The sequence below is a fragment of the Rhodococcus baikonurensis genome (assembly GCF_040489275.1).
GTDB lineage: Bacteria > Actinomycetota > Actinomycetes > Mycobacteriales > Mycobacteriaceae > Rhodococcus_F > Rhodococcus_F baikonurensis.
Genome location: NZ_JBEUOQ010000006.1, coordinates 256232 through 281348, shown reverse-complemented (window position 1 = coordinate 281348; position 25117 = coordinate 256232). Strand labels below are relative to the sequence as shown.

Genomic DNA, 25117 nt, shown 5'->3' with positions numbered 1-25117 from the left:
ACAACTCCTGACCTCATGACGAACTCCCGACCAGCACTTGGCCGTAGGCGAGACCGCCGTCGTTCGGTGGTAACTCCAGTCCTGTCAACGGCGTGAATCCCGCTTCTCCGAGCAGGGCACACACCCGGACGAGCAGGAGAGGGTTCTGGAAGACACCTCCGGTGAGTACTACCTCGTCCACTCCCGCCATTTCCCGACCACGAATTGCCCACTCGAGCACCAGGTGCGCTACTGATTCGTGAAAACGGGCGCCGATCACGTCGGCGGGCACCTTCGCCCGGAGATCGCCGACGACAGCCCGAATGACCGACCGCGGATCGGCTGTCCACGAATCCTCGTCCGACTGCATCCAGTCGAAGGTGTACCGGGAACCGGCGCTGTCGACTCCCCTCGAAATCCCCTCCAGCTCGATTGCGGCCTGCGCTTCGTAGTCGACACACTGTCGAACCCCGGCCAGCGATGAGACTGCGTCGAACAACCGCCCCATGCTGGAGGTGTCCACACACCCGAAACCGGTTTCCAACTGATGAAGTAGAACCGACCGCTCTCGGGGCGGACAGGCCGCAACCGGCGCGAGGTCGACGTCCCAATCCAACCCGGCGTGCCACAGGTGAGCGAGCGCCATTCGGTACGGTCGTTCCACTCCGGCATCACCACCGGGCAGCGGTACGTATTCCAGATGGGCAAGCCTGCGACAGCCATTGTACGTCGCCAGCAGCATTTCCCCTCCCCACACTGCGCCGTCCGCCCCGTAGCCGGTGCCGTCGAAAGCCATTCCGAGTACGGGTTCGCTCCCGTCCCGGCCGTTCTCCCCCATCACGGAAGCCACATGTGCATGGTGATGCCCGACGACGCGCACCGGTCGGTCGCCGCTACGCCTTCGAGCCCACGAGGACGAGCGATACCGCGGATGTTCGTCACAGGCGATCTGCTGAGGCACTACTCCCGTGATCGATTCGAAGTGACGCTCCGAGGCAGCAAAACTGTCGATGACTGCGAGGTCGCCCATGTCTCCGATGTGCTGGCTCGGCCACACACAGGCACCGTCGGCGAGACAGAAGGTGTTCTTCAGGTCGGCCCCGACCGCCAAGGTGGGCGGTAAGTCGAACGGCGCGGCGACGGGCAGCGGTGCATATCCGCGCGAGCGACGAAGCAACTGCCGTCCACTGTCCACTATTCGCATCACCGAGTCGTCACACGGCATCAAGATCGGACGGTTGTGGGTCAATACCCCGTCGGCCAGACAATCCAGTCGTGCGAGATCGCTGTCGGAGAACAGAATAGGCTCTCCACCGATGTTCGCCGACGTCATCACCAACACCGCCGGGCCTGCAGCGTCCCCGGGCAAGCCGAGAAGAAGATGCTGAATCGGATTGTAGGCCAGCATGATTCCGATGTCCGGGATTCCTGGGGCAACCGAGGGCGAAAGCGCGAATCCAGACGCTTTGGCCACCAGCACTATCGGGCGCTCGCGTGAGGACATGGCACCGGCCTCGGCATCGCAGACAAGACCCTGCGCTCTGGCTTCGCGCATGTCGCGCACCATCACCGCCAACGGCTTGCTTGCTCGACGCTTGCGCTCACGCAACTGGTGAACCGCGTGATCGTCGCGGGCATCACAAGCCAGATGGAATCCACCAATTCCCTTGACAGCAAGAATCTTTCCGTCTCGTAGCAGCGATCGGGCGGCCAGGAGTGCAGCCTCGCCGGTCACCGCAGGCATATCCTCTTTCACGAACGAGAGCGTCGGGCCGCACTCCGGACAGGCAATAGGTTGCGCGTGAAATCGGCGGTCGGAGGGATCCGCGTACTCCACCGCACAGTGTGCGCATAACGGGAATCGCTTCATCGTCGTGGCGGCCCGGTCGTAGGGCAGCGACTCGATGATCGTGAATCGTGGACCACAATTGGTGCAGGTGATGAAGGGATGACGAAATCGCCGATCGCTCGGATCAGTCAGTTCGCGGAGGCAGTCGTCGCAGATTCCGACGTCAGCCGGCGCCAAGGTTCGCCCGACCGACCCCGCATCCGTCTCGATTATGCAGAACCCCTGACGACCTACCGGCGGCAAGTCCTCACGCTCGATCGACTCCACTCGTGCCAGCGGTGGGGGGCTGTGTCGCATTCGAACGACAAATGCATCGATTGCCTCTCCGTCGCCTTCGACCTCGATCACGACACCGAGAGCAGAATTTCCCACCGAACCCGACAGTCCCAGTTCGGTGGCAGTCGCATGAACGAACGGCCGGAATCCCACCCCCTGGACTACGCCACGAACGATGACACGGCTGGCGATCATCATGTCCCGACCTCGCCCGTACGAGTATCGGAGTCGTCGATCTCACTGGCTTGACCTCGGCCCATCAGTTCGAGGCCGGTCCGGGCACGGCGCGCTCCCTGTTCGTCGACCTTTTCCACTGCGAAGCCCATGTGGATCACCACCCAGTCCCCTGCGGCGACGGCGCCTTCGTCGAGCATCCCGATGTTGACTTTGCGCGGAGCACCTTCCACGTCGACGAGGGCGAGTTGACCGCCGTACCCGTCCAGTAGTTCGCGGACTCGTCCCGGGATTCCCAGACACATGACTCACACCTCCGGTCCCAATGTGGTGACATCGCAATCCACGTCGATCGACCTCACGAGTGCCATCACCGCAGATGCGGCTTGCCCGACCGAACCGCTCATCTCCGCACTCAATCCGATCCCGTCACCAATCGATTTCGCGTGCGCCCCCACCACGAACGTCCGCGGAAGTGTTCCGCCGAGGGCCTGCAAGCTGGCGAACACCGAACTCGGATGCATCGAGTGGGCGTCGAAACCGCCGTGCGGGCCTTCACTTTCGGGGTCCACCTCGATGATCGAGAGCTTCCCCGGGACCCCGGTGGCCGGTAGGGCGTCGATCAGCACCAGTGCGTCCCACGGCTCCAACAAGTCGTACGCCAGATGCACGCCGCGAATCCCGTAGTCGACCAGACGGGTTCCCGACGGGAGATCCTCGTGCTGCAGCGCCCGAACGACTTCGGGACCGAATCCGTCGTCTTCGAGAAATATGTTTCCGACGCCTGCAATCAGCACGCGCACAGCGCTTTACATCTTTCGCATTCTCAGATACCGCTGGATGTCCGGCATCGACACCACCAGGACGATCGCGGCTGCGATCGCGGTGGCGCCGAGAAGTGCCGTCGACAGCAATCCCATGCTCCTCATGGCGAGTTCTCCTCTCGATAGCTGTGAAGTCCGATAGCTGTGAAGTACGTCAACTCCCGCTGTCTCGCGGCATCGGTTCTATCTCCTCCGGCGCGAAGTACAGATAGCGGCCGTACCAGTTGTGCAGATCGGCGGCCGGATCGTCCAAGAGTGTCACCCCAACATGAATGTCGCCGTCCACGTCTTCATGAATGGTGGCGACGTGGGCGATCCGGCCGTCGAAGAACAGGTCCTGAGCATCAGCGCGACGCGAGGGGTGAAGCCGAACTGTACTTCCACCGCAAACGCGGACGCCGTTGATCAAAACTGCGTCGGTGCGCGGTTGAACACTGGTGTCGGCTTCCGGGGTCCACCAGTCCACGCCGTCAGGCACCTCGGGTACGAGATCAGAACCGGCATGCGGATCTCGCAGCACACCGTGCAGGCCGGCCAGATCGTCGTCCGTCAAGCGCTCACACCGGTCGATGATGTCGGCAGCTTTGGAATCGGTAGCCCGCGCCACCGCTTTTTCCTCGTCGGTCATGGCAAGGATTCTCAGGGTGAGTATTTCGTCGATCTCGGTCGAGTCGAACAGAGATCCTTCGCTCTGCGGCGCAATCTCGGGGAAGTCGTACAGGATGATCGGTGACACCAGAACGGTGGCCGAAGTGCCAGGGTGAGTGGAGTCCGCTATGCCCGCAAGCACGGGATAACAGCGATTTTGCCGCAGCGGCTCCGAATGATCGGGTTCTTCGAACAACGACAGGAATCTCGAGCCTGTGGAGTTCAGAATGACGTGAGTGCCGAGCATCGACTGCGCCGTGGCGGTGCCCTTGTCCCTCGCGTCGATGCTCGTGGTGTTCATGACCTTCACGGACATCACCGTGCGTCCACCTCCGGGTGAGGCGCTCACTGCCACGCGACCATTCACCGGAAGCCGTGTCCGGACGATCCGTCCGACCACTCTGCCCCGAGAGTCCGAGAGAGTCTCGCCGTCGACAACTCCCGCCGCACAGAAGGTTTCTTCGACGCCGGCCTCGAGTTCGTCCAGACCCCACGGGCCCAGTGCCGACTCGGATTCGGTCGCTTCGTCCCACGAGATCGACTCGCGCCCGTCGACTACCAACCGATCGACCGGAATCCACGCGCCGCCGGCGCCGAGTCGTTCAACCGTCCGCGACTGGTGGTGCAGAAACCTCACAGTCGCAGTCACTTCGACGCCGCTCCGCTCGAATTCGCCGAGCAGACATTGCGCGGACATCGACGGTTCCTCCCCGACTCCGACCTCGGCGGCGCCGGGCGGTCCGAGAACGCCGAACTGCCAACGGGATTGATTCTTCGCCGAACCGGCCCGGTAAGGATAGAGAAGGTAGCCCTCGTAGAGGACAGCGTCGGCCACGGCCCGAACGTCGTGATCGATCTCCGCTCGAGTCATCGCTGCACCTGGCTCGCCGTCAGCAACTGCCGCACGGCTGAATCGAGGTCCGTGAGGCCGTGGGCAGCCTTGAATCGCACGAGATCGGCAATCGTCTCATGGTCGAGGCGTACCCAGCCGGAGGCCGGATAATGCGTGGCCATCAGCAGTTTCCACACGTCGACCGGCAATTCGTAGGCAGCAGATCTGTCCCACGGGATCTGCTGCACCGAGAAACCACGCGGTCCGTCAGTGAATACCGTGCCGCTCAGCAAAAGCACGATCGGAATGATTCCGTCACGGAGGCCATGCATGTACTTCGACGCCGTCACCGAGAAGTCGTACGTACACGCCATGGGTAAGGCCGCGACTGTTGCTCCCGTGAATCCCTGAACGACCGTGGAACACTCCATCCACAAGAAGGTGCGCAGCGTGCTCGACCAACGCTCCCGCGGACCGAAGAGATCGTGCAGGGCTTCGCCTTCCGCATCGGAGTACGGCCGGCGGTGCGGTTCGATTCGAACTTGTGCGCGCAGGGCCACCGCACGAACGGTCACGCCGGTCGTCTCCGACATCCTCAATCTCACCGTCAGATTCGGCGTGACCGCGTACGGTTCCACCTCCACGTTGTCGACCGAGAAGTCGAGAGAAGTCATGCCGACCTGCTTCGTGCCTCGACGCGAGCAAAGAATTCGTCCACTGCGCGCGCGGCATCCTGGCCACCGTCGAATCCGCGCCACACGGTGCGCAGCCGTCCCACCAGTTCGTAACAGGCGTCGACGGGAACAACGAAACATCGCGGCGATTGTCCTGACGTGGGCACGGAGACGATCAACGCCTCGACGTCGGCCCGCATCTGCGAGAGCCCCGGATTCTCGTCGAGCACTGTCTCGAAGGAGTCGATCGGCAGCTCGGATTCGGTAGCTCCGGCAGGTCCCGGATAGAAGACTATGTACTTGTCGAGAAGCGAGTTTCGAAAGAAGAATGCGAGGCCGACGGGGATTTCCAAAGACTCCCAACGGCCCGGCGCCAGCTCGAAGTCCGGAAACTCGAGATACCGATCGGGAACCGCTTTGTATCGAAGATCCGCGTCGACCGGCGAAAAGAGCAGATAGCAGGGACGGCACACGCACATCAGGCTCCGAACCTGTACGTCCACAACGTGTTGGTGTTCGTCACCTATGCCCGTCGCGCACATCTCACACAGCGGCCCGGTCGGCATGACGCGCGCCGAGGCGATTCGTGTGAGTACTTCTCCCACAGTAGTTTTCATGACAGGGTGACTTTCATGACCGGTCTTCGTTCACGGCTAGGTCACCGGCAACACGGAATCGTCGGCGAGCGCGACCGAGAGAACTCCGTCGCGGATCAACACCGGCAGCGGCGCCAGGTGCTCCGAACCACCACCAACCCTCGCTCCCGCTCCGTACACGCTGAAGTGGGCAGAGCACGTCGGACAGGTAAGAACGGCGGCGTCTCGGGCAGGAACGCCCATCATGCGTTCGAGCACAGACCCCGCCATCGAGTGGTCGCAGACGGGACAACGGTCGCGATACGCGTACAGATCGTCACCGGAGCGGCAGACCAACAGTTCGGTACCCGATACCCGGAAGCCCGCGACCTCACCCGCGTCGACTTCGGCGAATTCGGGGACCTCCACCCAGTGCGCACCTCCCCCGTCGGCGTGTACGTGCGAGAACAGGGACTCGACCGAGATCACACCCGACTTCAGCTCGTGCGGGTCCGGTGTTTCGACGTCGATTCCGGTGGTCTCGGGTGCCGCAGCCTGCACCGCGTCCTGGACCGCGGTTTCGAGAGTCACCGACGACGAAGGACAACTGTTGCAGCTTCCGAGCAGACGTAGCCGCACGACTCCGTTCGCCACCTCGATCAGTTCGACGTCGCCGCCGTGCGAACCGAGGTACGGACGCACGCTGTCGAGCGCAGCGCGTACGCGGGTCTCGACGTCGTGCGGGTGAAGTCCGTGCACGAGTAGCAGGCTCGACACGAGATCGTCGCGAACCATCGCATCCATCGTGGCCGGATCCGCCAGCGCGACGGTGCGTTCGAGCGCTGCGCCGTACAACTGCACGACCTCACGCACCAGTTGCTCGGCGCGATCGCGAGCTACCGGTCCCGCACCGGCACTGGCCTGCAATAACGTCTCGATGCGCTCACCTGCTCCGCGCCAGTAGTCGGCCGTTTGCTCCATCGATCACTCCCCGGTCACGGACTGCGTCGGCGAGTGCAGCTTCTCCAGGATCTTGCCCCCGCCGAGATACATGTGAACCCCACACGGCAGGCAGGGATCGAAACTACGCACCGTCCGCATGACGTCGATGCCCTTGAAGTGGTCTCGATCGTTCTCCTCGAAGATCGGCTGACCCTGCACAGCGTCCTCGTACGGACCGGGAGTTCCGTAACTGTCGCGCGGGCTCGCGTTCCACGGAGTCGGCGGGTACGGGTGATAGTTCGCGATCTTCCCGTCACGTATCACCATGTGATGAGAGAGAACTCCGCGGACGGCTTCGGTGAATCCGCAACCGATACCCTCGTCCGGAACCTCGAACGACTCCCACGTCTTGGTCCGGCCGGCCCGGATCTCGACAAGCGCCTTCTCGGCGAAATGAAGGGCAGCCGCGGCTGCGTACGCCTGGAAATAGGTTCGCGCACGGTTTCTTTCGAGAGTATTGCTGCCGTGTTCCGGTATCTTCCACTCGAGCGAGACCGGACCTTTCAACGCTGTCTTCGGAAGATTGATCTTCACGCTGTGTCCAGTCGACTCGAGGTACCCGATGTCGACCAGGCCGGCAAGAGCGGTGCTCCACAGACGAGCCAACGCTCCCCCGCCGGTGTCCAGAGCGAGGTTGTCTTTTCCGTCGAACCATCGCGGTGACATCACCCAGCTGTACTTGTCCTCGAGGTTCCGCTTCTGCGGATGTGGGTTGGTGTGTTGATTCCACGGATGCCGGCGATCGACCGGATTACCCAGCGGATCGGTTTCGACGAACATCTCCTGATCACTCCAGTCCTCGTAATACGAGGAGCCCAGCATGATTCGGATACCGAGATTGATGTCCACCAGGTCCGTGGTGACCAACTTCCCGTCGACGACGACACCCGGAGTGACGAACATCTTCCGGCCCCAGTCGGTCATGTCCTTGTACGAGAAATTGCAGTACTCGGGGTCTTGGAACGATCCCCAACAACCCAGCAGGGTCCGTCGCAGACCGACCTTTTCGTAACCGGGCAGCGCCTCGTAGAAGAAGTCGAACAGGTCGTCGTGCATCGGCACGACCTTCTTCATGAATTCGACGTACCGCATCAGCCGCGACAGGTAGTCCGTCATCAGTTCGATCGTCGCGACCGTGCCCACGCCACCGGGATAGAGCGTCGACGGGTGGACGTGCCTGCCCTCCATCAGGCAGAACATTTCACGGGTCGAACGCGAGACTTGCAACGCTTCCCGATAGAACTCGCCCGTGAACGGATTGAGAGTCCGCATGATGTCGGCGATCGTGCGATAACCATGCTGGTCCTCGTGCGGACAGCGCGTGTTCTCTGCCTGCGCCAGCACCCCTGGATTCGTCTCGGAGACCATCTTCTCGCAGTAGTCGACCGCGACCAGATTCTCTTGAAAAATGTTGTGGTCGAACATGTACTCGGCCGCCTCGCCGAGATTGACGATCCACTCTCCCAGATGCGGCGGCTTGACACCGTACGCCATGTTCTGTGCGTAGCACGAGCATGTGGCGTGGTTGTCACCGCAGATGCCGCAGATACGACTGGTGATGAAATGCGCGTCGCGCGGGTCCTTCCCCTTCATGAACAGGGAATACCCACGAAAGATCGACGACGTGCTGTGGCACTCCACCACTTCGCGATTGGCGAAGTCGATCTTGGTGTAGATACCCAGACTGCCGACGATTCGGGTGATGGGGTCCCACGCCATCTCGACAAGACCGTCGCGGTCCGCAGTCGAGGTGGGTTCGGGAACGATGGCCGTCATTGCAGTGCCTCCCAGAGACGTTGCTCACGAACTGATTTGAATGTATCCGGTCGGTCACCACGTACGTGTCGCACCGGTGAGCAACTTCGACCCGCGCTCGCGCCAGTGCGGTTCCTTGTCCAACGTGTGACCGGTGATCCGGCGCAGACTGTGGATCACGGACCCGTACATTCCCACCGCATTGGTGGAGAGTTTGCCGCCAGGTGGTTCATCCATGAACGGCATGAATTTGTCCGGGAATCCCGGCATCGTGCAACCGATACAGATCCCGCCGACATTAGGACATCCGCCGACTCCGTTGATCCAACCGCGTTTGGGGACATTGCATTTCACGACCGGTCCCCAACACCCCAGCTTGACGATGCACTTCGGTGACCCGTACTCCGTCGCGAACTCGCCCTGCTCGTAGTACCCGCCACGGTCACAGCCCTCGTGAACGGTGGCACCGAAAAGCCACTGCGGGCGCAGGGATTCGTCCAAGGGAATCATCGGCGCCTGATCAGTGGCCATGTACAGAAGGTAAGTCAGGGTCTCGGAGAGGTTGTCCGGCTGGATGGGACACCCGGGAACGCACACGATCGGGATGCCCGCCTTCGATTTCCAGGTCCACCCGAGATAGTCCGGCACTCCCATAGCACCGGTCGGATTGCCGGCCATCGCATGTATGCCGCCGTAGGTTGCGCACGTGCCGACCGCGACTACCGCAGTGGCTTTCGGTGCCAGCTTGTCGAGCCACTCGCTCGTGGTGACCGGTTGGCCGGTTTCGCGATTGTTCCCGAAGCCACACCAGTACCCTTCGTCGTGGAGTTTCTCGTTCGGTATAGATCCTTCGACGACGAGAACGAAGGGTTCCAATTCTCCCCGGTCAGCTTTCCAGAACCATTCCAAGAAATCGTCGGCTCCACCCTGCGGTCCGCATTCGAAGTCGATGAGCGGCCAATGGACCGCTACCTGAGGCAGGCCCGGCAACGCACCGAGTGCGATCTCCTCGATACTGGGTTGCGTAGCGGCAGTCAGTGCCACCGAATCACCGTCGCAACTGAGACCGGCATTGATCCACAGCACGTGAATCAGAGTTTCTTCCGCTTTGGCTGCTGCGCTTTGGGGGGTTACAGCGAAGGCAGGTTCCGCCGTGGTGCCAGCAGTCGATTTTTGTGTGTCCATGTCAGCCGCTTTCACGGGTGCACTTGCGCCTGATTCTCGGCGCCGCCACCGGCCTGACACGCTAGGGCCTCAAAACTCTGTGGCCTCGCTGTGGTCTCGAAACACCGCGGCACCGAAACGCTGACGCCACCGGAGTCGAACCTCGGCCCACTTGCGTGGCACCCACTCATTTCATTAACTACCCGAGCAGATCAGTTGTCAACGGCCACCGGAGAAATCGCCGAACGACTACCGATCCACTCGTACCACTCGTCCATGCCCTCACCTGTCGTGGCGGACAGAACAACTACGCGCACAGCAGGATTGAGCATTCTTGCTTGCGCGATGCAGGCATCGACGTCGAACTCGACGTACGGGAGCAAGTCGATCTTGTTGATCACCACGAGATCCGCGACGGCAAAGATGTGCGGGTACTTTTTCGGCTTGTCGACCCCCTCCGGCGTCGAAATTAGGACAACCTTGCCTTCCTCGCCCAGGTCGAAGAGCGCGGGGCACACCAGGTTTCCGACGTTTTCGATCAGAAGCAGCGAGCCGTCTGGCGGATCCAAAGCCCGTAGTGCGTGATCGATCATCTCGGCATCGAGATGACATCCGGCCCCGGTGTTCACCTGGACCACCGACGCACCGGTCTCGTGAATCCGCTCGGCGTCGAGCCGGGTTTCCTGGTCACCTTCGATCACTGCGATAGGTCGTTCCCGTGTCAGTTCCCGGATCGTTCGTGCCAGCAACGTCGTCTTACCCGCGCCGGGCGAACTCATGATGTTGAGTGCTGTGATTCCGCGGACCCGCATCCACTCACGATTGTGCAGTGCGATGCCGTCGTTCTTGGCAAGCACCTGCTGCTCGAGAAGCACTGTGTGCTCCGAGTGACCGTGCTGATGGTCATGCCCGTGACCGTGACCGTGTTCCTGCTCGTGACCGTCTACCTGCTCGTGCTGTCCCTCTTCGACCACCGACACCCGCGGTCCCGCGGTGTCCCCGCACCCACACGTCGCGCACATATCTCAGCTCACTTCCATCGAGAGGATCCGCAGCTCTCGGCCGGCAAGCACCTCGACATCAGCACTGCCGCACCCGCACAACAAGAACATGTCGGGCGGCGAGAACGTCACGCCACAGCTTTTGCATCGCGCGCTGGTTGCGATCTGATCGATGTGCAAGCTGGCACCTTCGGCGTGAGTACCCGCAGTGACGACGTCGAAGCAGAACAACAGAGAGTGTGGAACCACCGCGCAGAGTTGTCCGACTTCCAGCCGCACGCTCGATACTCGTCGCTCGCCGGCACGCTCACACACGGCTTCGACCACACTCTGCGCAATAGACAGCTCGTGCACGGTGAAACCCACGATTCGTGATCCGGAAACCTTCCTTCCACGATAAGCACCACCAGTCGCCGTACGGAACCCGTACACCAAAACAGGCTGCGATCCGCAACTGATTGCGGATCGCAGCCTGTGACAGCGTTATTCGTGTGACGAACGGAAACCTCTCGGCTAGCCGGCTGCAGCTTGTGTCGTCGTTGATGTTGCCGTTGTCGTGGTCGCGGCGGGCGGTGCACTCGACTCGACTGAAGTCGACGGCGCCACGGTTGAAGTCACACTCGGCGTCGCGGCCGGAGCAACGGCTGACGTCGTCGGAGCCGCGGGTGCCGGTGCTGCAGATTCCGACCCTGCGGGTGCGGGTTGCACCGCTGCGACCGTGGTTGTGGTGGGCTTGGCCGAGTCCGTAACCGAAGGCGAAGCAGCCAAGGCATCGATTGCATCCGCCATCTCTTCTGCGGTCGGCTTCGCCGACGAATCGACCGGCTTGCCGTCCTGCGCCTGCTTGGCGAGATAGGTCAGCCACGCCGCTGCGTATTCCGCTGATGTCAGGGGCTTGCCGTTTGCGGCATCCGAATCACGCCAGTAGTCGAAGTGGTGACCGACGTCCGGGCCCAGGGTCAGGCCGTACGGATCGTTCATGACTACGGGGATGGTGTTCTGGTTCGTGGCGATGAGGCCGACGATTTCCTTGAACAGCTTCTGCGGCAGGTACGCCAACGGTGATACTTCTTCAGTGGAAACCGAGTCCTTTGCGACTGGCTCGGTGGTGGGCTCGCTCGGCTTGTATGCCGGGTCGGACACCTTCAGCAAGACATCGAGGAAGGTTTCGTCGCTCTGCATCCAGGCGGGATTGCCCGAGATGTCGTTGAACGCATCGAACATCACACGTCCCATCACGACCGCGATATCCATGCCGGTGGCGGGCGTCAGATTCTGAGCTTGCAACTGGTCGACGTTGAGCTGCCGACCGACGTTTGCCGCCAGGATCAGGAGTGAAATGTTCGCGGGGGCTGCGCAAGTGAGGTCGCCGTCAGAGCAGAACGAGGCAATCTTGCCTTTCAGTGCCCCGAAATCTCCGCTGGTGCCTGGAAGTGCCCCGGATCCGGAAGCGGTGTTCTTTCCGTTCTGATACATCTCGTTGAAACCATTCGGGTTCGAGTACGGGTTCTCGGCACCGGGGAACGGCCCCTCGCCCGCGAGTCGACCAGCGTCGGCGAAGATGACCACACCGACGACGTTGTCCGGATTGATGCCGGAAGTACTCGACTCCGAGCCGATGTCCATCGCGACGCGGCGCACGACGTCAGCGCCCTCGCTGTAGCCGACAATCGAGAACTTCGTGTTCGGGCAGGCCGCGCTGATTGCCTTCATCACAGCGCGGGTATTGTCCGCGCCCGTCGTCACGGCCTCTTCGTAACTGTCCATGTTTGCGGGGTACGCAATGTAGACCGAGGCGTACGAGCCGTCCTTGACCGAACCGGCAGGCGCCTTGAGTACCGGGTCCACCCAGTGGCTGCTGTAGTCGTCTGTGAGCGCCGCCGGGAGGAGCGTCTTCCCATCGGCACCAACGAGCATCTTCGTCGTGCCCTCGACCGGGGTGTCACCGCGACCGGCAACACCGATCCCGACCGTGTCGTGACACTCGGTGACAGACGCGGTCAACTCGGTCTCGATCGTCTGCGATTGCGGAGAATCCACGGCAACTGCGACCGCCACCAACGCGGCCACGCCGAGCGCTGCGGGCGCTACAGCACCCGCCAGTATTCGATGTCGCGAAAAGAACCCACGAACCGGCATATCTTCTCCCCAATCAACTTTTGGAAAACGTACGACCGACCCCCGGGGCGTCACGCAACGTCATTCGAGTAGTCGTCCAGTACGAGAGGAGCGTTACAAGGGGTAACGATTTTCCGCGGCGACTCGGGAGGCTATCGGGGACGCAAACCTCTCATTTCCGCTGCATAACAGCAACGTGCGCCTACTCCGCGTCGAAGATAATGACCTGTCGGATTGCTTTTCCGTCGGCGAGTTCGTCCATGCCGGAATTGATGTCGGCCAGTTCGATTCGCGAGGAGATGAGCTTCTCGACCGGAAGCTTCCCGTCCCGCCACAATTGCGCGTAGATCGGGATGTCGCGGGCCGGGACCGCGGATCCGAGGTAGCTGCCGATGATGGTCCGCGCTTCGGCAACCAACCCGAGAGGCGAGATCGACGAACGCGCATCAGGTGCAGGCAACCCCACTGTGACGGTCGTGCCGCCCGGTGCCGTCGCAGCCACCGCAGTCTCGAAGGCCCGAGCATTTCCGGCGGCCTCGACGACGATGTCCGCACGGACGCCACTCTCGGACAGTCCGGACGGTGTGAAGACCTCGGTCGCGCCCAGTTCCAGGGCCTGGGCCAACTTCGACTCCAGTGCGTCGACGCCGATGACGGTCTCGACCCCGAGTGCGCGCGCCGTCAGGATTGCAGCCATCCCGACTCCGCCCAAGCCGACCACCATCACCGTGTCGGCAGGGCGAGGCTTGGCCGCGTTGAGCAGCGCTCCCCCTCCGGTCAACACCGCGCAACCGAGTACGGCTGCGATCTCGGCCGGGATGTCGTCGTCGACGGCAACAACCGACTTGGCGTTGACCACCGCATGCGTCGCGAAACCTGAAACACCGAGGTGATGTTTGACGTTCTCGCCGGAGCGTCGCAGCCGTTGCGCGCCACCGAGCAAACTGCCCTCGTTGTTGGCGGCACTACCCACCGTGCACGGCATCCGGCCGTCGGCGGCGCATCCCGCGCACTCACCACACCGCGGAAGGAACGTCATCACGACGCGGGTACCGACCGACAGTGAATCGACTCCTTCGCCGAGTTCGAGGATCCGACCAGCTGCCTCGTGCCCCAACAACATCGGTACGGGTCGTACGCGATTTCCGTCGACGACGGACAGGTCGGAGTGACAAAGCCCCGCAGCTTCGATCTTGACGAGGATCTCACCCGGACCCGGGGATTCGAGATCGAGTTCCGAAATCGAAATCGGAGCCGACTCCGCAAAGGGACGCTCCCGGCCGATCTCTTCGAGCACTGCACCACGGATCTTCAACTGCACACCCCGATTTCGATAGTTCGAACTACTTACCCACGATCCCGCGTACCGACGCGGGGAGGTCACGAACCCGCTTGTACGGGCCGACGACGGCGGCCGCAAACGGCCTCGTCAAGAGCACCTGCGCCACCTCGAGCACCTCTTCGGAGGTGACTGCGTCGATGGTCGCGAGTGTCTGCGCGACACTGCGATGGTTGCCGTAGTTCAGTTCACTGCGACCGATACGGTTCATACGTGAGCCCGAATCTTCCAGTGCCAGAACCAATCCGCCGCGCAGCGATCCCTTGGCGCGGGCGATCTCGGCATCGGTGATTCCGTCCGTCGCAACGTTTGCGAGTACCTCGCGGATCACTGTGGCAACCTCACCGAGGTTCTCCGGCTGGCAACCGGCGTATACGGAGAACGCTCCGGTGTCCGCGAAGGTGTCGACGCCGGAATAGACGGAGTACGCAAGCCCACGCTTCTCCCGAATCTCTTGGAAGAGACGAGAACTCAGCCCGCCGCCCACTGCGGCGTTGAGAACCGACAGCGCCCAGCGATGACCCTCGTGCCGGCCGAAGGCGCGTACTCCCAGCGCAAGATGGACCTGCTCGCTGTCGCGGTGGGTCAAGCTCAGTTCAGGCATCGTGCGCAATCGCAAAGTGCCCTCGCGCCGCGGCGCCGGCTTGACTCCACGCTCGAGGTGCCCGGCAAATGCGCGGCGAGCGAGCGTCACAACCTGCTTGTGGTCGACGTTGCCCGCTACGGCCAGCACCATCCGCTGCGGCGTGTAACGCCGAACATGGAAGGAATGCAACTGATTGCGCGACATCGACTCGATCGATTCGACGCTGCCGATGATCGGACGACCGACGGGATGATCACCGAACAACGCGGTCAGAAACGCGTCGCCGAGCAGGTCTTCCGGATCGTCGTCGCGCATCGCGATCTCTTCGAGCACTACTTGGCGCTCGACATCGACGTCCGCGGTTCTGCAACGCCCGCGCAGTACGACGTCGGCAACGAGGTCCACCGCCATGGGAAGGTCGTCGTCGATCACGTGCGCGTAGAAACAGGTGTGTTCCTTCGACGTGAATGCATTGAGTTCGCCGCCCACCCCATCCATGACCTGCGCGATGTCCAACGCAGTCCGTGACGGCGTCGACTTGAACAGCAGGTGCTCGAGAAAGTGCGCGGCCCCGGCCACACTCGGCTGCTCGTCTCGGGAGCCGACCCCGACCCACACACCGACGGAGGCAGAACGCACACCGGGAATGAACTCGGTGACGACGCGCAGGCCGCCGGGAAGGACCGTGCGCTGCACTCCGGATTCGGGAGTCGCATCGATCGGCGATTTCAGCACAGCGCTGCGGCTGCGCGTGGTGTTGGGAGTGGTCTTTGCCATGAAAAGGTTCAGCAGTCCTCGGTGCAAGTGTTGTAACAGGTACGTACAGGCTCGTGTCTACGTGTCTACAGACAGTACAGATGCGGCCCCGCACGGAAATCCGCGCGGGGCCGCATCAGAGTACGAAGTGAGATCTACTCGGAAGCAGCCTCGTCGGCGGCCGGAGCGGCAGCCTCGTCGTTGCCCTCTTCGACCGGGATCAGCGAGATCTTGCCACGTGCATCGATGTCGGCGATCTCGACGCGGATCTTGGATCCGACGTTGACCACGTCTTCGACCTTGGCGATGCGCTTACCGCTGCCCAGCTTCGAGATGTGCACCAGTCCGTCGCGTCCGGGCAGGAGCGAAACGAAGGCACCGAAGGCGGTGGTCTTGACGACCGTGCCCAGGAACCGCTCGCCGACCTTGGGGAGCTGCGGGTTGGCAATGGCGTTGATCATGTCGATCGCGGCCTGTGCAGACGGTCCATCGGTGGCGCCGACGAACACGGTGCCGTCGTCTTCGATGGAGATGTTGGCACCGGTCTGCTCGGTGATGGAGTTGATCATCTTGCCCTTGGGGCCGATGACCTCACCGATCTTGTCGACGGGGACCTTGATGGCCGTCACGCGGGGAGCGAACGGGCTCATCTCGTCCGGGGTGTCGATGGCTTCCGCCATGACCTCGAGGATCGTGGTCCGTGCATCCTTCGCCTGCGAGAGTGCACCGGCGAGAACCTGCGACGGGATGCCGTCGAGCTTCGTGTCCAGCTGCAGGGCCGTGACGAAGTCCTTGGTACCTGCGACCTTGAAGTCCATGTCACCGAAGGCGTCTTCGGCGCCGAGGATGTCGGTCAGAGCGACGTAGCGGGTTTCACCGTCGACCTGGTCGGAGACCAGGCCCATGGCGATACCGGCAACCGGAGCACGCAGCGGCACACCGGCGTTGAGCAGTGCGAGCGTGGAAGCACACACCGAGCCCATCGAGGTGGAACCGTTGGAGCTCAGAGCCTCGGAGACCTGGCGAATCGCGTACGGGAACTCTTCGACGCTGGGCAGAACCGGCATGAGAGCGCGCTCGGCAAGTGCACCGTGACCGATTTCGCGACGCTTCGGCGAACCGACGCGACCCGTCTCACCGGTGGAGTACGGCGGGAAGTTGTAATGATGCATGTAGCGCTTGGTGGTCTCGGGGCCGAGCGAGTCGACCTGCTGAGCCATCTTGACCATGTCGAGAGTGGTGACACCCAGGATCTGGGTCTCGCCGCGCTCGAACAGCGCGGAGCCGTGTGCGCGCGGGATGATCGCGACCTCGGCGGACAGCGAACGGATGTCCGTGACGCCGCGACCGTCGATGCGGAACTGATCGCGCAGGATGCGCTGGCGAACCAGCTTCTTGGTGAGCGAGCGGAACGCAGCTCCCAGTTCCTTCTCGCGGCCCTCGAAGTTCGGTGCAACCTGCTCGAGAACCTCGACCTTGACCTCGTCGGTCTTGTCGTCGCGTTCCTGCTTGCCGGCGATTGTCAGTGCGGCATTGAGCTTTTCGGACGCAGCAGCCTCGACGGCAGCAAAAACGTCGTCCTGGTACGCCGGGAAGACCGGGTAGTCACCCGTGGGCTTTGCAGCCTTGGATGCCAGCGCTGCCTGTGCGGCACACAGGCGTGCGATGAACGGCTTGGCGGCCTCGAGGCCCTCGGCGACGATGGCCTCGGTCGGTGCCTGAGCGCCGTCGGCGATCTTCGCGATGACGTTGTCGGTGGCCTCGGCCTCGACCATCATGATCGCGACGTCGGCGTTGTCACCGCTACCGGAGACGACGCGGCCGGCGACGACCATGTCGAAGACGGCGTTCTCGAGCTGATCGACCGTCGGGAATGCAACCCACTGGCCGGTCTTGTTCTCGTCCGAGACGATGAGTGCAACGCGCACGCCACCGACGGGTCCGGAGAACGGCAGGCCCGCGATCTGCGTCGACGCGGAAGCGGCGTTGATAGCCACGACGTCGTACAGATCCTGCGGGTTGAGGCTCATGACCGTGACGACGACCTGGATCTCGTTACGGAGACCGTCGACGAACGACGGGCGCAGCGGCCGGTCGATGAGGCGGCAGGTCAGGATCGCGTCGGTGGAGGGGCGTCCCTCACGACGGAAGAACGAGCCGGGGATGCGGCCCGCCGCGTACATACGCTCTTCGACGTCCACCGTCAGGGGGAAGAAGTCGAAGTGCTCCTTGGGGTGCTTGCTGGCGCTCGTGGCGGACAGCAGCATGGTCTCGTCGTCCAGGTAAGCGACGACGGCGCCGGCGGCCTGCTGAGCAAGGCGTCCGGTCTCGAAACGGATGGTGCGGGTACCGAAGGACCCGTTGTCGATCACGGCGGTGGATTCGAACACGCCTTCGTCGACCTCTACTACGGAATTCTCTGTCATTCTTTTCTCTTCACTTCCCTCTCGTCTTCGCCGTACCCGCGCGGGCGTTTCCACCCTCCTGGTGGAAACTGCGCACCGAGGGACGTCCCCCTCTTGAATTGCAGACGCTCCTTGCGATGCGAGCGATTTCTGCTTCGGGACGTCACGACGTTCGGGCGGCCGTCGATCGAAGTCCGCCGGAGCTTTCGGGCACTCGCCCGGTCCGGAGAACCACTACCGACAACCGACACCACGTTCTCTGGTGCATACGGTGTGCTGACTACGCACTGCACAAAGACAACTGTGCATAGCGCCGACAGCGGAAACTGCCTTGCGGCAGCTAACGCCGAAAGCCAGCGAAGCCCAGTATATGCGTGGCTTCGCCGGCTATCGGAGTGTTCGGCAAACCGAAGCCTGCCGTGTTGCTTTCGATCAGCGTCGTGAGAAAAATCTAGCGACGCAGGCCGAGACGCTCGATGAGCGTGCGGTAGCGAGCGACGTCAGTCTTTGCCACGTACTTCAGCAGACGACGACGACGACCGACCATCAAGAGCAGTCCACGACGTGAGTGGTGGTCATGCTTGTGGGTCTTGAGGTGCTCGGTGAGATCGGTGATGCGCTTGGTGAGCATTGCCACCTGAGCTTCAGGCGATCCCGTGTCGGTCTCGTGCAAGCCGTACTCGCCGAGAACGGCCTTCTTTTCTTCCGTGGTCAATGCCACTTGATTCACTCCTGTGATGACGTTTGCGTGAAAGGAACTAGATCGGGCGCGGCCACCGCAAACCGCAGCACGCACCGAGAGAAGATCCTACCAGCAGCAATGAGGCACTTTCGCCCGCCTGCAGCGAATGTGGCCGCCGCCACTAGCGCAGGACGAACTCAGCCAACGCTGCGCTCTGCGCTCAACCAACGCTGCGCTCTGCATCCTCGCTCAGGATTTCGCGTGCGCGGTCGACATCCCGGTTCATCGCCGCGATGAGCGACTCGATCGAGTCGAACTTTTCCATCCCACGAATCCTCGAAACCAGGTCTACCGCGACGTGTTGGCCGTACAGGTCGGCTTCGGTGTCGAGAACGTAAGCCTCGACGGTCCGGGTCCGTCCGGAGAAGGTCGGATTGGTACCGACAGACACGGCGGCTTGGTATCGACGTCCGGGAACGACAGTTCCGAGTTCCTCGCCGGCACCGAGCACCGTGAACCACGCTGCGTACACACCGTCCGCCGGAATGGCCGAAAACATCGGCGGCGCAACGTTGGCCGTCGGGAATCCCAACTCACGTCCGCGCTTGTCACCGTGCACGACTACACCTTCGACACGATGTGGACGGCCGAGAGCTTCGGTAGCCGCTTCCATGTCACCTGCGTCGACGCACGAGCGGATGTAGGTCGACGAGAACGTCACCGCATGCTCGGCGAGTAGCTGGACGCCGTCGACGGCGAAGCCGAAGCGAGCGCCCATCTCACGGAGAAGATCGACGTTGCCGAGAGCCTTCTTGCCGAAGGTGAAGTTGTCCCCCACCACCACCTCGGCGACATGCAGACGTTCGACGAGAATTTCGTGGACGTAGCGCTCCGGCGTCAGCTTCATGAAATCAGCGGTGAACGGCATCACGCAGAACACGTCGATGCCCAGATCCTGAGCCAGTTCCGCACGCCGTTGGAGCGTCGTCAACTGGGCCGGATGACTACCCGGCCGCACAACCTCCATGGGATGCGGGTCGAACGTCATCAACACGCTCGGAACACCGCGTTTGCGGGCAGCGGTTACCGCTCTCGCTATCAATTGGGCATGCCCACGATGCACACCGTCGAACACACCGATAGTGAGCACACAACGACCCCAATCGGCCGGAACTTCGTCGAGACCACGCCATCTCAGCACGATTGGCAGCCTACGGGTCCACTGGCGGCGGGTCACGTCGGGACCCGCCCATCGAATCACCGCTGTGCTGCCGCTCACGTACGGAAGTTCCGGATTTCGTAGCCTAAGCTAAGCGTTGTGGCAGCTCACAAGACCGGAACCTCGGAAGCATCATCGACGCCGGATGGCGACAGCACTTCGGCGCACGACGCGGCAATCGACACGCTCGCACTCTCGTCGGTGGCTCAGGACTACCTCAAGGTCATCTGGACGATCCAGGAGTGGTCTCACGAGCGGGTATCCACCAAGCTCCTGTCCGAGAAGATGAACGTCTCGGCCTCGACGGTGTCGGAGGCGATCCGCAAACTCTCGGACCAGGGTCTGGTCGATCACGCCCGCTACGGCTCCATCGCGCTGACGGACAGTGGCCGCGCCGCGGCTGTGTCCATGGTCCGGCGCCACCGGTTGATCGAGACCTATCTGGTTCAGGAACTCGGGTACGGCTGGGACGAGGTCCACGACGAAGCCGAAGTTCTCGAACATGCCGTTTCGGATTTGATGATCTCCCGGATGGACGCCAAACTCGGCTTCCCCGAACGCGACCCGCACGGGGACCCCATTCCCGCCACGGATGGTTCGGTACCGACTCCCCCGGCCCGCCAGCTCAGCGACTTCGCCAACGGCGAACGGGGCCGCGTTGCCCGGATCTCCGATTCCGATCCCGAAATGCTCCGGTACTTCGATTCCGTCGGCGTCAGTCTCGATGTCGAGATCACTGTCGAGGAGCGCCGCGATTTCGCCGGGACCGTGTCCGTTCGACTCGGCGACAGTCCCAACACCATCGACCTGGGAAGCCCAGTCGCTCAAGCAATTTGGCTCGTGTAGTCACAGTAGTTCAGAGCGGCAGCCGGTACCGTCGTTCCACGGGCCGGACGCCGTCTGCCCGCGTCCAGTCGGCAAGTCTCTCGTCGACGTACACCCAGCCTCGACGCTCGTACAGCGCGATCGCCGGAAGAGCGTCGGCGACGACGTCGAGCTCCAGTCCCAACCGACGGTCGACGGCAAAATCCGTCACGGCGTCGAGTAGCGCACCGCTGAGGCCGCTTCCGCGTGAACCGGGATGAACGAACAGTCGCGACACGGCTATCGTGCCCGCAGTCGTGGGCGCACTTCCGAGCGAGCTGTCGAGGGCGACATGGCCGACAACACGGCCGTGACTCTCACCGACCCACGCCTTCACCAGAGTTGGCGAACTGAGCCAACGTCGTGGGATCTGCGGCCATGTGTCCGGATACCCGTCGCGCTCGTGAACCTGCGCCAGCGCATCGACGCAACCGTCGAGGTCGCTTTCGACACGCTGGCGGACGATCATCCGCGTAGCGTCGCCGGCCGCACGACCATCACCGAACTGGCGCGTCGCCCCTTCTCCTGCAAGAGCGCGATCGTGTGACCCGTGGGATCGATGGCCGCACAGATCCCCTTCATCCCGATCGGCTCGAGCCAACGACCCTGACTGATCGCCTCAGCTTCCTCCGCCGTGATCTGTCGATGTGGAAAGGCCGTCTGCGCTGCCTGATCGATGTCGAGGCTCACACCCGGCTCTTCTGCGAGATCTTCGAGTGTGCGCGCGTGTTCGAGAGTGAACGGCCCGACGCGAGTGCGGCGCAATGCCGTCAAATGACCACCGACGCCCAACTCACGACCGAGATCGCGCGCCAGCGAACGGATGTACGTTCCGGACGAGCACTCCACCTCGACGTCCAGATCGACGAAGCCTCCCGGGACATCTCGCCGAGCCAGAACGTCGAAAGTCGACACCGTCACCGGGCGCGGCGCCAACTCGACGGTTTCTCCCGCGCGCACCAGAGCATGCGCGCGCTGACCGTCGACTTTGATGGCGCTCACGCTTGCCGGGATCTGCTTGATGTCTCCGGTCAACGTCGCCACGATCGCAGCGATCTCCTCGTCCGTCACCCCCGAGGCATCTGCAGATGTCAGGACCTCGCCCTCGGCGTCGTCCGTATCCGTCGCTGCGCCGAGTCGAATGGTCGCCGAGTACGCCTTGGTGGTCAGTGCCAGGAGACCGAGTAACTTGGTCGCACGCTCGACGCCGAGAACGAGAACACCGGTCGCCATGGGATCGAGCGTTCCGGCGTGTCCCACCTTGCGGGTGTTCAACAACTTGCGGCATCGCGCGACCACGTCGTGGCTGGTGATACCCGCCTCTTTGTCGACGATCAGGATTCCGGCGCCGACAAGACCGGAGGAAGGCTTTTCACGAGCTGACACGTGTGTCGATTCTGCCAGTCGCGCTCACTGCACCGAAATTGCCGTCAGGATGAGCCCGTCCGACACCAACCACCTGCCGTCGAAAGAGGTGAGCGGCGGACCGGACGTCGCCTCACCGGGGACGAGCAGACGCGAAGTGAAGGTCCCGGAAGTTTCCGACTCCGCCTCGAAGGTGATGTGGGCGTCCTCGAACCCCAACCAGCGGCCGGTGAGCGGGAACCACGCCTTGTAGGTGGCTTCCTTCGCGCAGAAGAGCACTCGATCCCAGTGCACCGGACCGCCGGTTGTCTGAGCGCCCAGCCACGTTCGTTCCGCTTCGATGCTGACCGCGGGCAATACCCCGTCCGGCAGTGGACCGTGCGGTTCGGCGTCGATCCCGAGTGAGCGGACCTGCATGGAGTACGCCAGCACAGCGCCGCGGTAGCCGTCGCAATGCGCGAGGCTCCCGACCACTCCCTGCGGCCACAGCGGGGCGCCACGCTCGCCGCGCATGACTGCGGCAGACGGAACACCGAGCTTGCCCATCGCCTGACGCGCGAGATGCCGAGTAGTCACGAATTCGCGACGACGCTTCTCGACGGCACGGCCGATCAACGCCTCCTCGCTGGGGTGCGGAACCAGACCGGGCGGATCGACGAAGGCCTCGGCCGTCGCGACTCCACCGGGAAGAATCTGTTCGATCACGTAGCGATACCTCTCAGCGTCCGGCGCGCATGCGCTCGACTTCGGCTTCCTGCTCCGGCGTGACCTTGAAGTGGCCACCCCACTTGTTGAGCGTTCCCGGCGGGTACTCCGGAACGGGAAGAATCTGACGTAACAGCTTCTCCGGCAGTCCGCGCCGACGCCATTCACGCGGGTATCCGAGTGAAACTTCCTCGAAGCGGACGCCGTCGTAGTAGGTGGTTCGAGGAATGTGCAGGTGCCCGTACACCGAGCACACCGCGTTGTACTTGACGTGCCAGTCGGCGGTCGCGGTGGTTCCGCACCACAATGCGAACTCCGGATACATGAGCACGTCAGTCGGCTGCCGGACCATCGGGAAATGGTTCACGAGAACGGTTTTCGTGCCTTCGGGAAGTGCGTCCAGCCGTGCCTGGGTGTACTCGATCCTCGCGCGGCACCACGCGTCGCGCGTCGCATACGGCTGAGGTGAAAGTAGGAACTCGTCGGTGGCGACGACGTTCTTGTCCCGCGCGATCTCGAGCCCGTGTTCCTTGTCCCGCGCACCTTCCGGCAGGAAGGAGTAGTCGTAGAGAAGGAACATCGGGACGACCGTGACCGGGCCCTCGTCTCCCTCCCACACCGGGAACGGGTCCTCGGGTGTGATGACGTCGAGTTCGCGGCACATGTTAACCAGGTACTCGTACCGCGGCGCTCCGTGAATCTGAACCGGGTCCTTGGCGGTCGTCCACAGTTCATGGTTCCCCGGAATCCAGATGACTTTTGCGAATCTGCTTCGCAGGAGCTTCAAAGCCCACCGGATGTCGTCCGTCTTCTCCGAGACGTCACCGGCGAGGATGAGCCAGTCGTCAGGCGAATCCGGAAACAGCTCTTCCGTCATCGGCTTGTTGCCGTTGTGACCGACGTGAATGTCGCTCACCGCCATCAACTTTGCTGCCACGATCCCTCTGCTTCCTCAGTTGAACTTCCGCGCCTCGCCGTCGCCGGACCTGTCACGGCCCACTTGCCGGAAAACGCGCGCCACGACACCGCGACCATCCGAAGTACTACGAACACGGTAAGCCCTGCCCAAATTCCGGCCAGCCCCCAGTCGTAGGCGAGGGAGAGCCAGATCGCGGGCAGAAACCCGAGAACTGCGCAGAGCATGGTCGCGTTGCGTAGGAACACCACGTCGCCGGCACCGAGCAGAACACCGTCGAGGGCGAACACAATTCCCGCGACCGGCATGATCGCGACGAAGAACCACCACGCGATCGACATTTGACCGAGCACCTCGGCGTCGGACGTGAAGAGACCGGGGATCACGGAGTGGCCGGCAGCGAAGAAGATCGCGAGCGCCACGGCGAAAACCGTCGACCATGCGGTGATCCGCCAGGTCATCCTCTTCGCCGCGGCTGCGTACCCACCGCCGAGTGCTGCTCCGATGAGCGTCTGAGCTGCGATCGCCAAGGAATCGAGAAGGAGCGAAACCAGGTTCCACAGTTGGAGGACAACTTGATGTGCACCGACGACAGCTGCACCGAACCTCGACGCCACCGCAGCCGCCGAGACGAAACAGGCTTGGAACGCGAGGCTGCGCAGAATCAGGTCACGGCCCATCAGCATCTGCGCCCGCATGATCGCAAAATGTGGTCGAGCCGAGACCGGTTCACGAAAGAGCGCCCAGGCGAACAGAACACCCGAAACACTCTGGCCCACCAGATTCGCGACAGCCGATCCTTCGAGTTCCATTCGGGGAGCACCGAGCAATCCGTGCACCAGAATCGGGCACAACACCGCAGAAATACCCAGGCCGACAAGGACGAACCGCAGCGGTCGCACCGTGTTCTGAACGCCGCGCATCCAGCCGTTTCCAGCCAGGGTTACCAGGATGAGCGGAACACCCAATACCGCTATCCGAAGCCAACTTTCCGCAGCCGCGGCGATGTCGGGAGTACCGGCCACCGCCGACGTCAACGGGCCCGCGATCACCTGCACGATCACTACCAAGGCCAAGCCGATCGCGGCTGCCAGCCAGGTCGCCTGAACGCCCTCGCCCACCGCGTCGCGCTCGCGGCCCGCTCCGTGCAGCCGCGCGGCGCGCGCCGTCGTGCCGTACGACAAGAAGGTCAGCTGCGTACTCACCAACGACAGGATCAGACCACCGACCGCCAACCCGGCCAGCGGAAGCGCCCCGAGTCGGCCGACCACGGCGATGTCGAACAACAGATAGAGGGGTTCAGCCGCCAGCACCCCGAGTGCCGGAAACGCCAGGGAAAAGATTCGTCGTCCAGTGACGTCGAACTCAGCTGCCGAAGATCTCGCCGAGGTGGCGTCAGATTCGCTCAA

General features: G+C 62.8%; 24 protein-coding genes. 1 reads left to right on the top strand and 23 read right to left on the bottom strand.

Annotated elements, in window-relative coordinates; genetic code table 11:
• Positions 1 to 13: 13 nt before the first annotated feature.
• The 18 genes from hypF to ABWI03_RS16775 all read right to left on the bottom strand — a co-directional run bounded on the left by hypF (position 14) and on the right by ABWI03_RS16775 (position 19840).
• Positions 14 to 2302, bottom strand: coding sequence for a carbamoyltransferase HypF (gene hypF, locus ABWI03_RS16855; RefSeq protein WP_298780023.1), 2289 nt, complete (start codon positions 2300 to 2302; stop codon positions 14 to 16).
• Positions 2299 to 2583, bottom strand: a complete 285-nt coding sequence (locus ABWI03_RS16850) for a HypC/HybG/HupF family hydrogenase formation chaperone (protein WP_283376285.1) — start codon at positions 2581 to 2583, stop codon at positions 2299 to 2301. Before ABWI03_RS16850 ends, hypF begins: the two co-directional genes overlap by 4 nt.
• A gap of 3 nt (positions 2584 to 2586) precedes the next feature.
• Positions 2587 to 3081, bottom strand: a complete 495-nt coding sequence (locus ABWI03_RS16845; RefSeq protein WP_095970640.1) for a hydrogenase maturation protease — start codon at positions 3079 to 3081, stop codon at positions 2587 to 2589.
• Between the two features lie 6 nt (positions 3082 to 3087).
• Positions 3088 to 3207, bottom strand: coding sequence for a DUF6893 family small protein (locus ABWI03_RS34195; RefSeq protein ID WP_003942178.1), 120 nt, complete (start codon positions 3205 to 3207; stop codon positions 3088 to 3090).
• Positions 3208 to 3256: 49 nt separating this feature from the next.
• Positions 3257 to 4621, bottom strand: a complete 1365-nt coding sequence (locus tag ABWI03_RS16840; RefSeq protein ID WP_298780028.1) for a hypothetical protein — start codon at positions 4619 to 4621, stop codon at positions 3257 to 3259.
• A complete protein-coding gene (locus tag ABWI03_RS16835; RefSeq protein WP_124566237.1) occupies positions 4618 to 5256 on the bottom strand; it encodes a DUF6084 family protein in 639 nt (212 codons plus the stop codon). Before ABWI03_RS16835 ends, ABWI03_RS16840 begins: the two co-directional genes overlap by 4 nt.
• Positions 5253 to 5873 (bottom strand): DUF5947 family protein, encoded by a 621-nt coding sequence (locus ABWI03_RS16830; protein WP_166809609.1) that lies wholly within the window; start codon positions 5871 to 5873, stop codon positions 5253 to 5255. Before ABWI03_RS16830 ends, ABWI03_RS16835 begins: the two co-directional genes overlap by 4 nt.
• Positions 5874 to 5909: 36 nt before the next feature.
• A complete protein-coding gene (locus tag ABWI03_RS16825; RefSeq protein ID WP_200315197.1) occupies positions 5910 to 6812 on the bottom strand; it encodes a NifU family protein in 903 nt (300 codons plus the stop codon).
• A 3-nt stretch (positions 6813 to 6815) separates the two neighbouring features.
• On the bottom strand, positions 6816 to 8609 hold the full coding sequence (locus ABWI03_RS16820; RefSeq protein WP_353798879.1) for a nickel-dependent hydrogenase large subunit: 1794 nt from the start codon (positions 8607 to 8609) through the stop codon (positions 6816 to 6818).
• Positions 8610 to 8663: 54 nt separating this feature from the next.
• Positions 8664 to 9773 carry an NADH-quinone oxidoreductase subunit B family protein gene (locus ABWI03_RS16815; RefSeq protein WP_253252879.1) on the bottom strand — a complete coding sequence of 370 codons (1110 nt, stop codon included), beginning with the start codon at positions 9771 to 9773 and terminating at the stop codon, positions 8664 to 8666.
• Between the two features lie 191 nt (positions 9774 to 9964).
• Positions 9965 to 10774 (bottom strand): hydrogenase nickel incorporation protein HypB, encoded by an 810-nt coding sequence (hypB, locus tag ABWI03_RS16810; RefSeq protein ID WP_296553517.1) that lies wholly within the window; start codon positions 10772 to 10774, stop codon positions 9965 to 9967.
• 3 nt (positions 10775 to 10777) lie between these two features.
• The gene (gene hypA, locus ABWI03_RS16805) at positions 10778 to 11107 is read right to left on the bottom strand and encodes a hydrogenase maturation nickel metallochaperone HypA (protein WP_095970748.1); all 330 of its coding nucleotides are present in this window, start codon (positions 11105 to 11107) and stop codon (positions 10778 to 10780) included.
• Between the two features lie 159 nt (positions 11108 to 11266).
• The gene (locus ABWI03_RS16800) at positions 11267 to 12892 is read right to left on the bottom strand and encodes a cutinase family protein (RefSeq protein ID WP_298780040.1); all 1626 of its coding nucleotides are present in this window, start codon (positions 12890 to 12892) and stop codon (positions 11267 to 11269) included.
• A 181-nt stretch (positions 12893 to 13073) separates the two neighbouring features.
• Positions 13074 to 14186: an alcohol dehydrogenase catalytic domain-containing protein gene (locus tag ABWI03_RS16795; RefSeq protein ID WP_235172289.1), complete on the bottom strand. Its 1113-nt coding sequence runs from the start codon at positions 14184 to 14186 to the stop codon at positions 13074 to 13076.
• A 28-nt stretch (positions 14187 to 14214) separates the two neighbouring features.
• On the bottom strand, positions 14215 to 15573 hold the full coding sequence (locus tag ABWI03_RS16790; protein ID WP_003942169.1) for a M16 family metallopeptidase: 1359 nt from the start codon (positions 15571 to 15573) through the stop codon (positions 14215 to 14217).
• A 134-nt stretch (positions 15574 to 15707) separates the two neighbouring features.
• Positions 15708 to 17978, bottom strand: coding sequence for a polyribonucleotide nucleotidyltransferase (locus ABWI03_RS16785; protein WP_003942275.1), 2271 nt, complete (start codon positions 17976 to 17978; stop codon positions 15708 to 15710).
• Positions 17979 to 18408: 430 nt separating this feature from the next.
• The gene (rpsO, locus tag ABWI03_RS16780) at positions 18409 to 18678 is read right to left on the bottom strand and encodes a 30S ribosomal protein S15 (RefSeq protein ID WP_007735061.1); all 270 of its coding nucleotides are present in this window, start codon (positions 18676 to 18678) and stop codon (positions 18409 to 18411) included.
• Between the two features lie 181 nt (positions 18679 to 18859).
• Positions 18860 to 19840, bottom strand: a complete 981-nt coding sequence (locus ABWI03_RS16775) for a bifunctional riboflavin kinase/FAD synthetase (RefSeq protein ID WP_095970749.1) — start codon at positions 19838 to 19840, stop codon at positions 18860 to 18862.
• A 117-nt stretch (positions 19841 to 19957) separates the two neighbouring features.
• Here ABWI03_RS16775 and ABWI03_RS16770 point away from each other — a divergent pair, with 117 nt between their 5' ends.
• The gene (locus ABWI03_RS16770) at positions 19958 to 20704 is read left to right on the top strand and encodes a metal-dependent transcriptional regulator (RefSeq protein WP_095970650.1); all 747 of its coding nucleotides are present in this window, start codon (positions 19958 to 19960) and stop codon (positions 20702 to 20704) included.
• A 10-nt stretch (positions 20705 to 20714) separates the two neighbouring features.
• Here the strand turns inward: ABWI03_RS16770 and ABWI03_RS16765 are convergent, their stop codons facing one another.
• Genes ABWI03_RS16765 through ABWI03_RS16745 form a run of 5 tightly spaced genes read right to left on the bottom strand, consistent with a single transcriptional unit; the run spans position 20715 to position 25117 of the window.
• On the bottom strand, positions 20715 to 21191 hold the full coding sequence (locus ABWI03_RS16765; RefSeq protein ID WP_296553500.1) for a GNAT family N-acetyltransferase: 477 nt from the start codon (positions 21189 to 21191) through the stop codon (positions 20715 to 20717).
• Positions 21188 to 22108 (bottom strand): tRNA pseudouridine(55) synthase TruB, encoded by a 921-nt coding sequence (gene truB, locus ABWI03_RS16760; protein WP_200315207.1) that lies wholly within the window; start codon positions 22106 to 22108, stop codon positions 21188 to 21190. Before truB ends, ABWI03_RS16765 begins: the two co-directional genes overlap by 4 nt.
• A gap of 24 nt (positions 22109 to 22132) precedes the next feature.
• Positions 22133 to 22792 (bottom strand): 4'-phosphopantetheinyl transferase family protein, encoded by a 660-nt coding sequence (locus ABWI03_RS16755; protein ID WP_095970653.1) that lies wholly within the window; start codon positions 22790 to 22792, stop codon positions 22133 to 22135.
• 13 nt (positions 22793 to 22805) lie between these two features.
• On the bottom strand, positions 22806 to 23729 hold the full coding sequence (locus ABWI03_RS16750) for a metallophosphoesterase family protein (protein ID WP_003942180.1): 924 nt from the start codon (positions 23727 to 23729) through the stop codon (positions 22806 to 22808).
• Complete coding sequence (locus tag ABWI03_RS16745) at positions 23714 to 25117, bottom strand: MATE family efflux transporter (protein WP_435054167.1); 1404 nt, start codon at positions 25115 to 25117, stop codon at positions 23714 to 23716. Before ABWI03_RS16745 ends, ABWI03_RS16750 begins: the two co-directional genes overlap by 16 nt.

Coding starts and splice junctions, on each gene's coding strand:
- ABWI03_RS16785 (WP_003942275.1), bottom strand. CDS start 17,978: ATGACAGAGAATTCCGTAGTAGAGGTCGACGAAGGCGTGTTCGAATCC.
- ABWI03_RS16850 (WP_283376285.1), bottom strand. CDS start 2,583: ATGTGTCTGGGAATCCCGGGACGAGTCCGCGAACTACTGGACGGGTAC.
- ABWI03_RS16825 (WP_200315197.1), bottom strand. CDS start 6,812: ATGGAGCAAACGGCCGACTACTGGCGCGGAGCAGGTGAGCGCATCGAG.
- ABWI03_RS16790 (WP_003942169.1), bottom strand. CDS start 15,573: ATGGCAAAGACCACTCCCAACACCACGCGCAGCCGCAGCGCTGTGCTG.
- ABWI03_RS16815 (WP_253252879.1), bottom strand. CDS start 9,773: ATGGACACACAAAAATCGACTGCTGGCACCACGGCGGAACCTGCCTTC.
- ABWI03_RS34195 (WP_003942178.1), bottom strand. CDS start 3,207: ATGAGGAGCATGGGATTGCTGTCGACGGCACTTCTCGGCGCCACCGCG.
- hypF (WP_298780023.1), bottom strand. CDS start 2,302: ATGATGATCGCCAGCCGTGTCATCGTTCGTGGCGTAGTCCAGGGGGTG.
- ABWI03_RS16765 (WP_296553500.1), bottom strand. CDS start 21,191: ATGATCGTCCGCCAGCGTGTCGAAAGCGACCTCGACGGTTGCGTCGAT.
- hypB (WP_296553517.1), bottom strand. CDS start 10,774: ATGTGCGCGACGTGTGGGTGCGGGGACACCGCGGGACCGCGGGTGTCG.
- ABWI03_RS16820 (WP_353798879.1), bottom strand. CDS start 8,609: ATGACGGCCATCGTTCCCGAACCCACCTCGACTGCGGACCGCGACGGT.
- ABWI03_RS16830 (WP_166809609.1), bottom strand. CDS start 5,873: ATGAAAACTACTGTGGGAGAAGTACTCACACGAATCGCCTCGGCGCGC.
- ABWI03_RS16835 (WP_124566237.1), bottom strand. CDS start 5,256: ATGACTTCTCTCGACTTCTCGGTCGACAACGTGGAGGTGGAACCGTAC.
- ABWI03_RS16800 (WP_298780040.1), bottom strand. CDS start 12,892: ATGCCGGTTCGTGGGTTCTTTTCGCGACATCGAATACTGGCGGGTGCT.
- ABWI03_RS16840 (WP_298780028.1), bottom strand. CDS start 4,621: ATGACTCGAGCGGAGATCGATCACGACGTTCGGGCCGTGGCCGACGCT.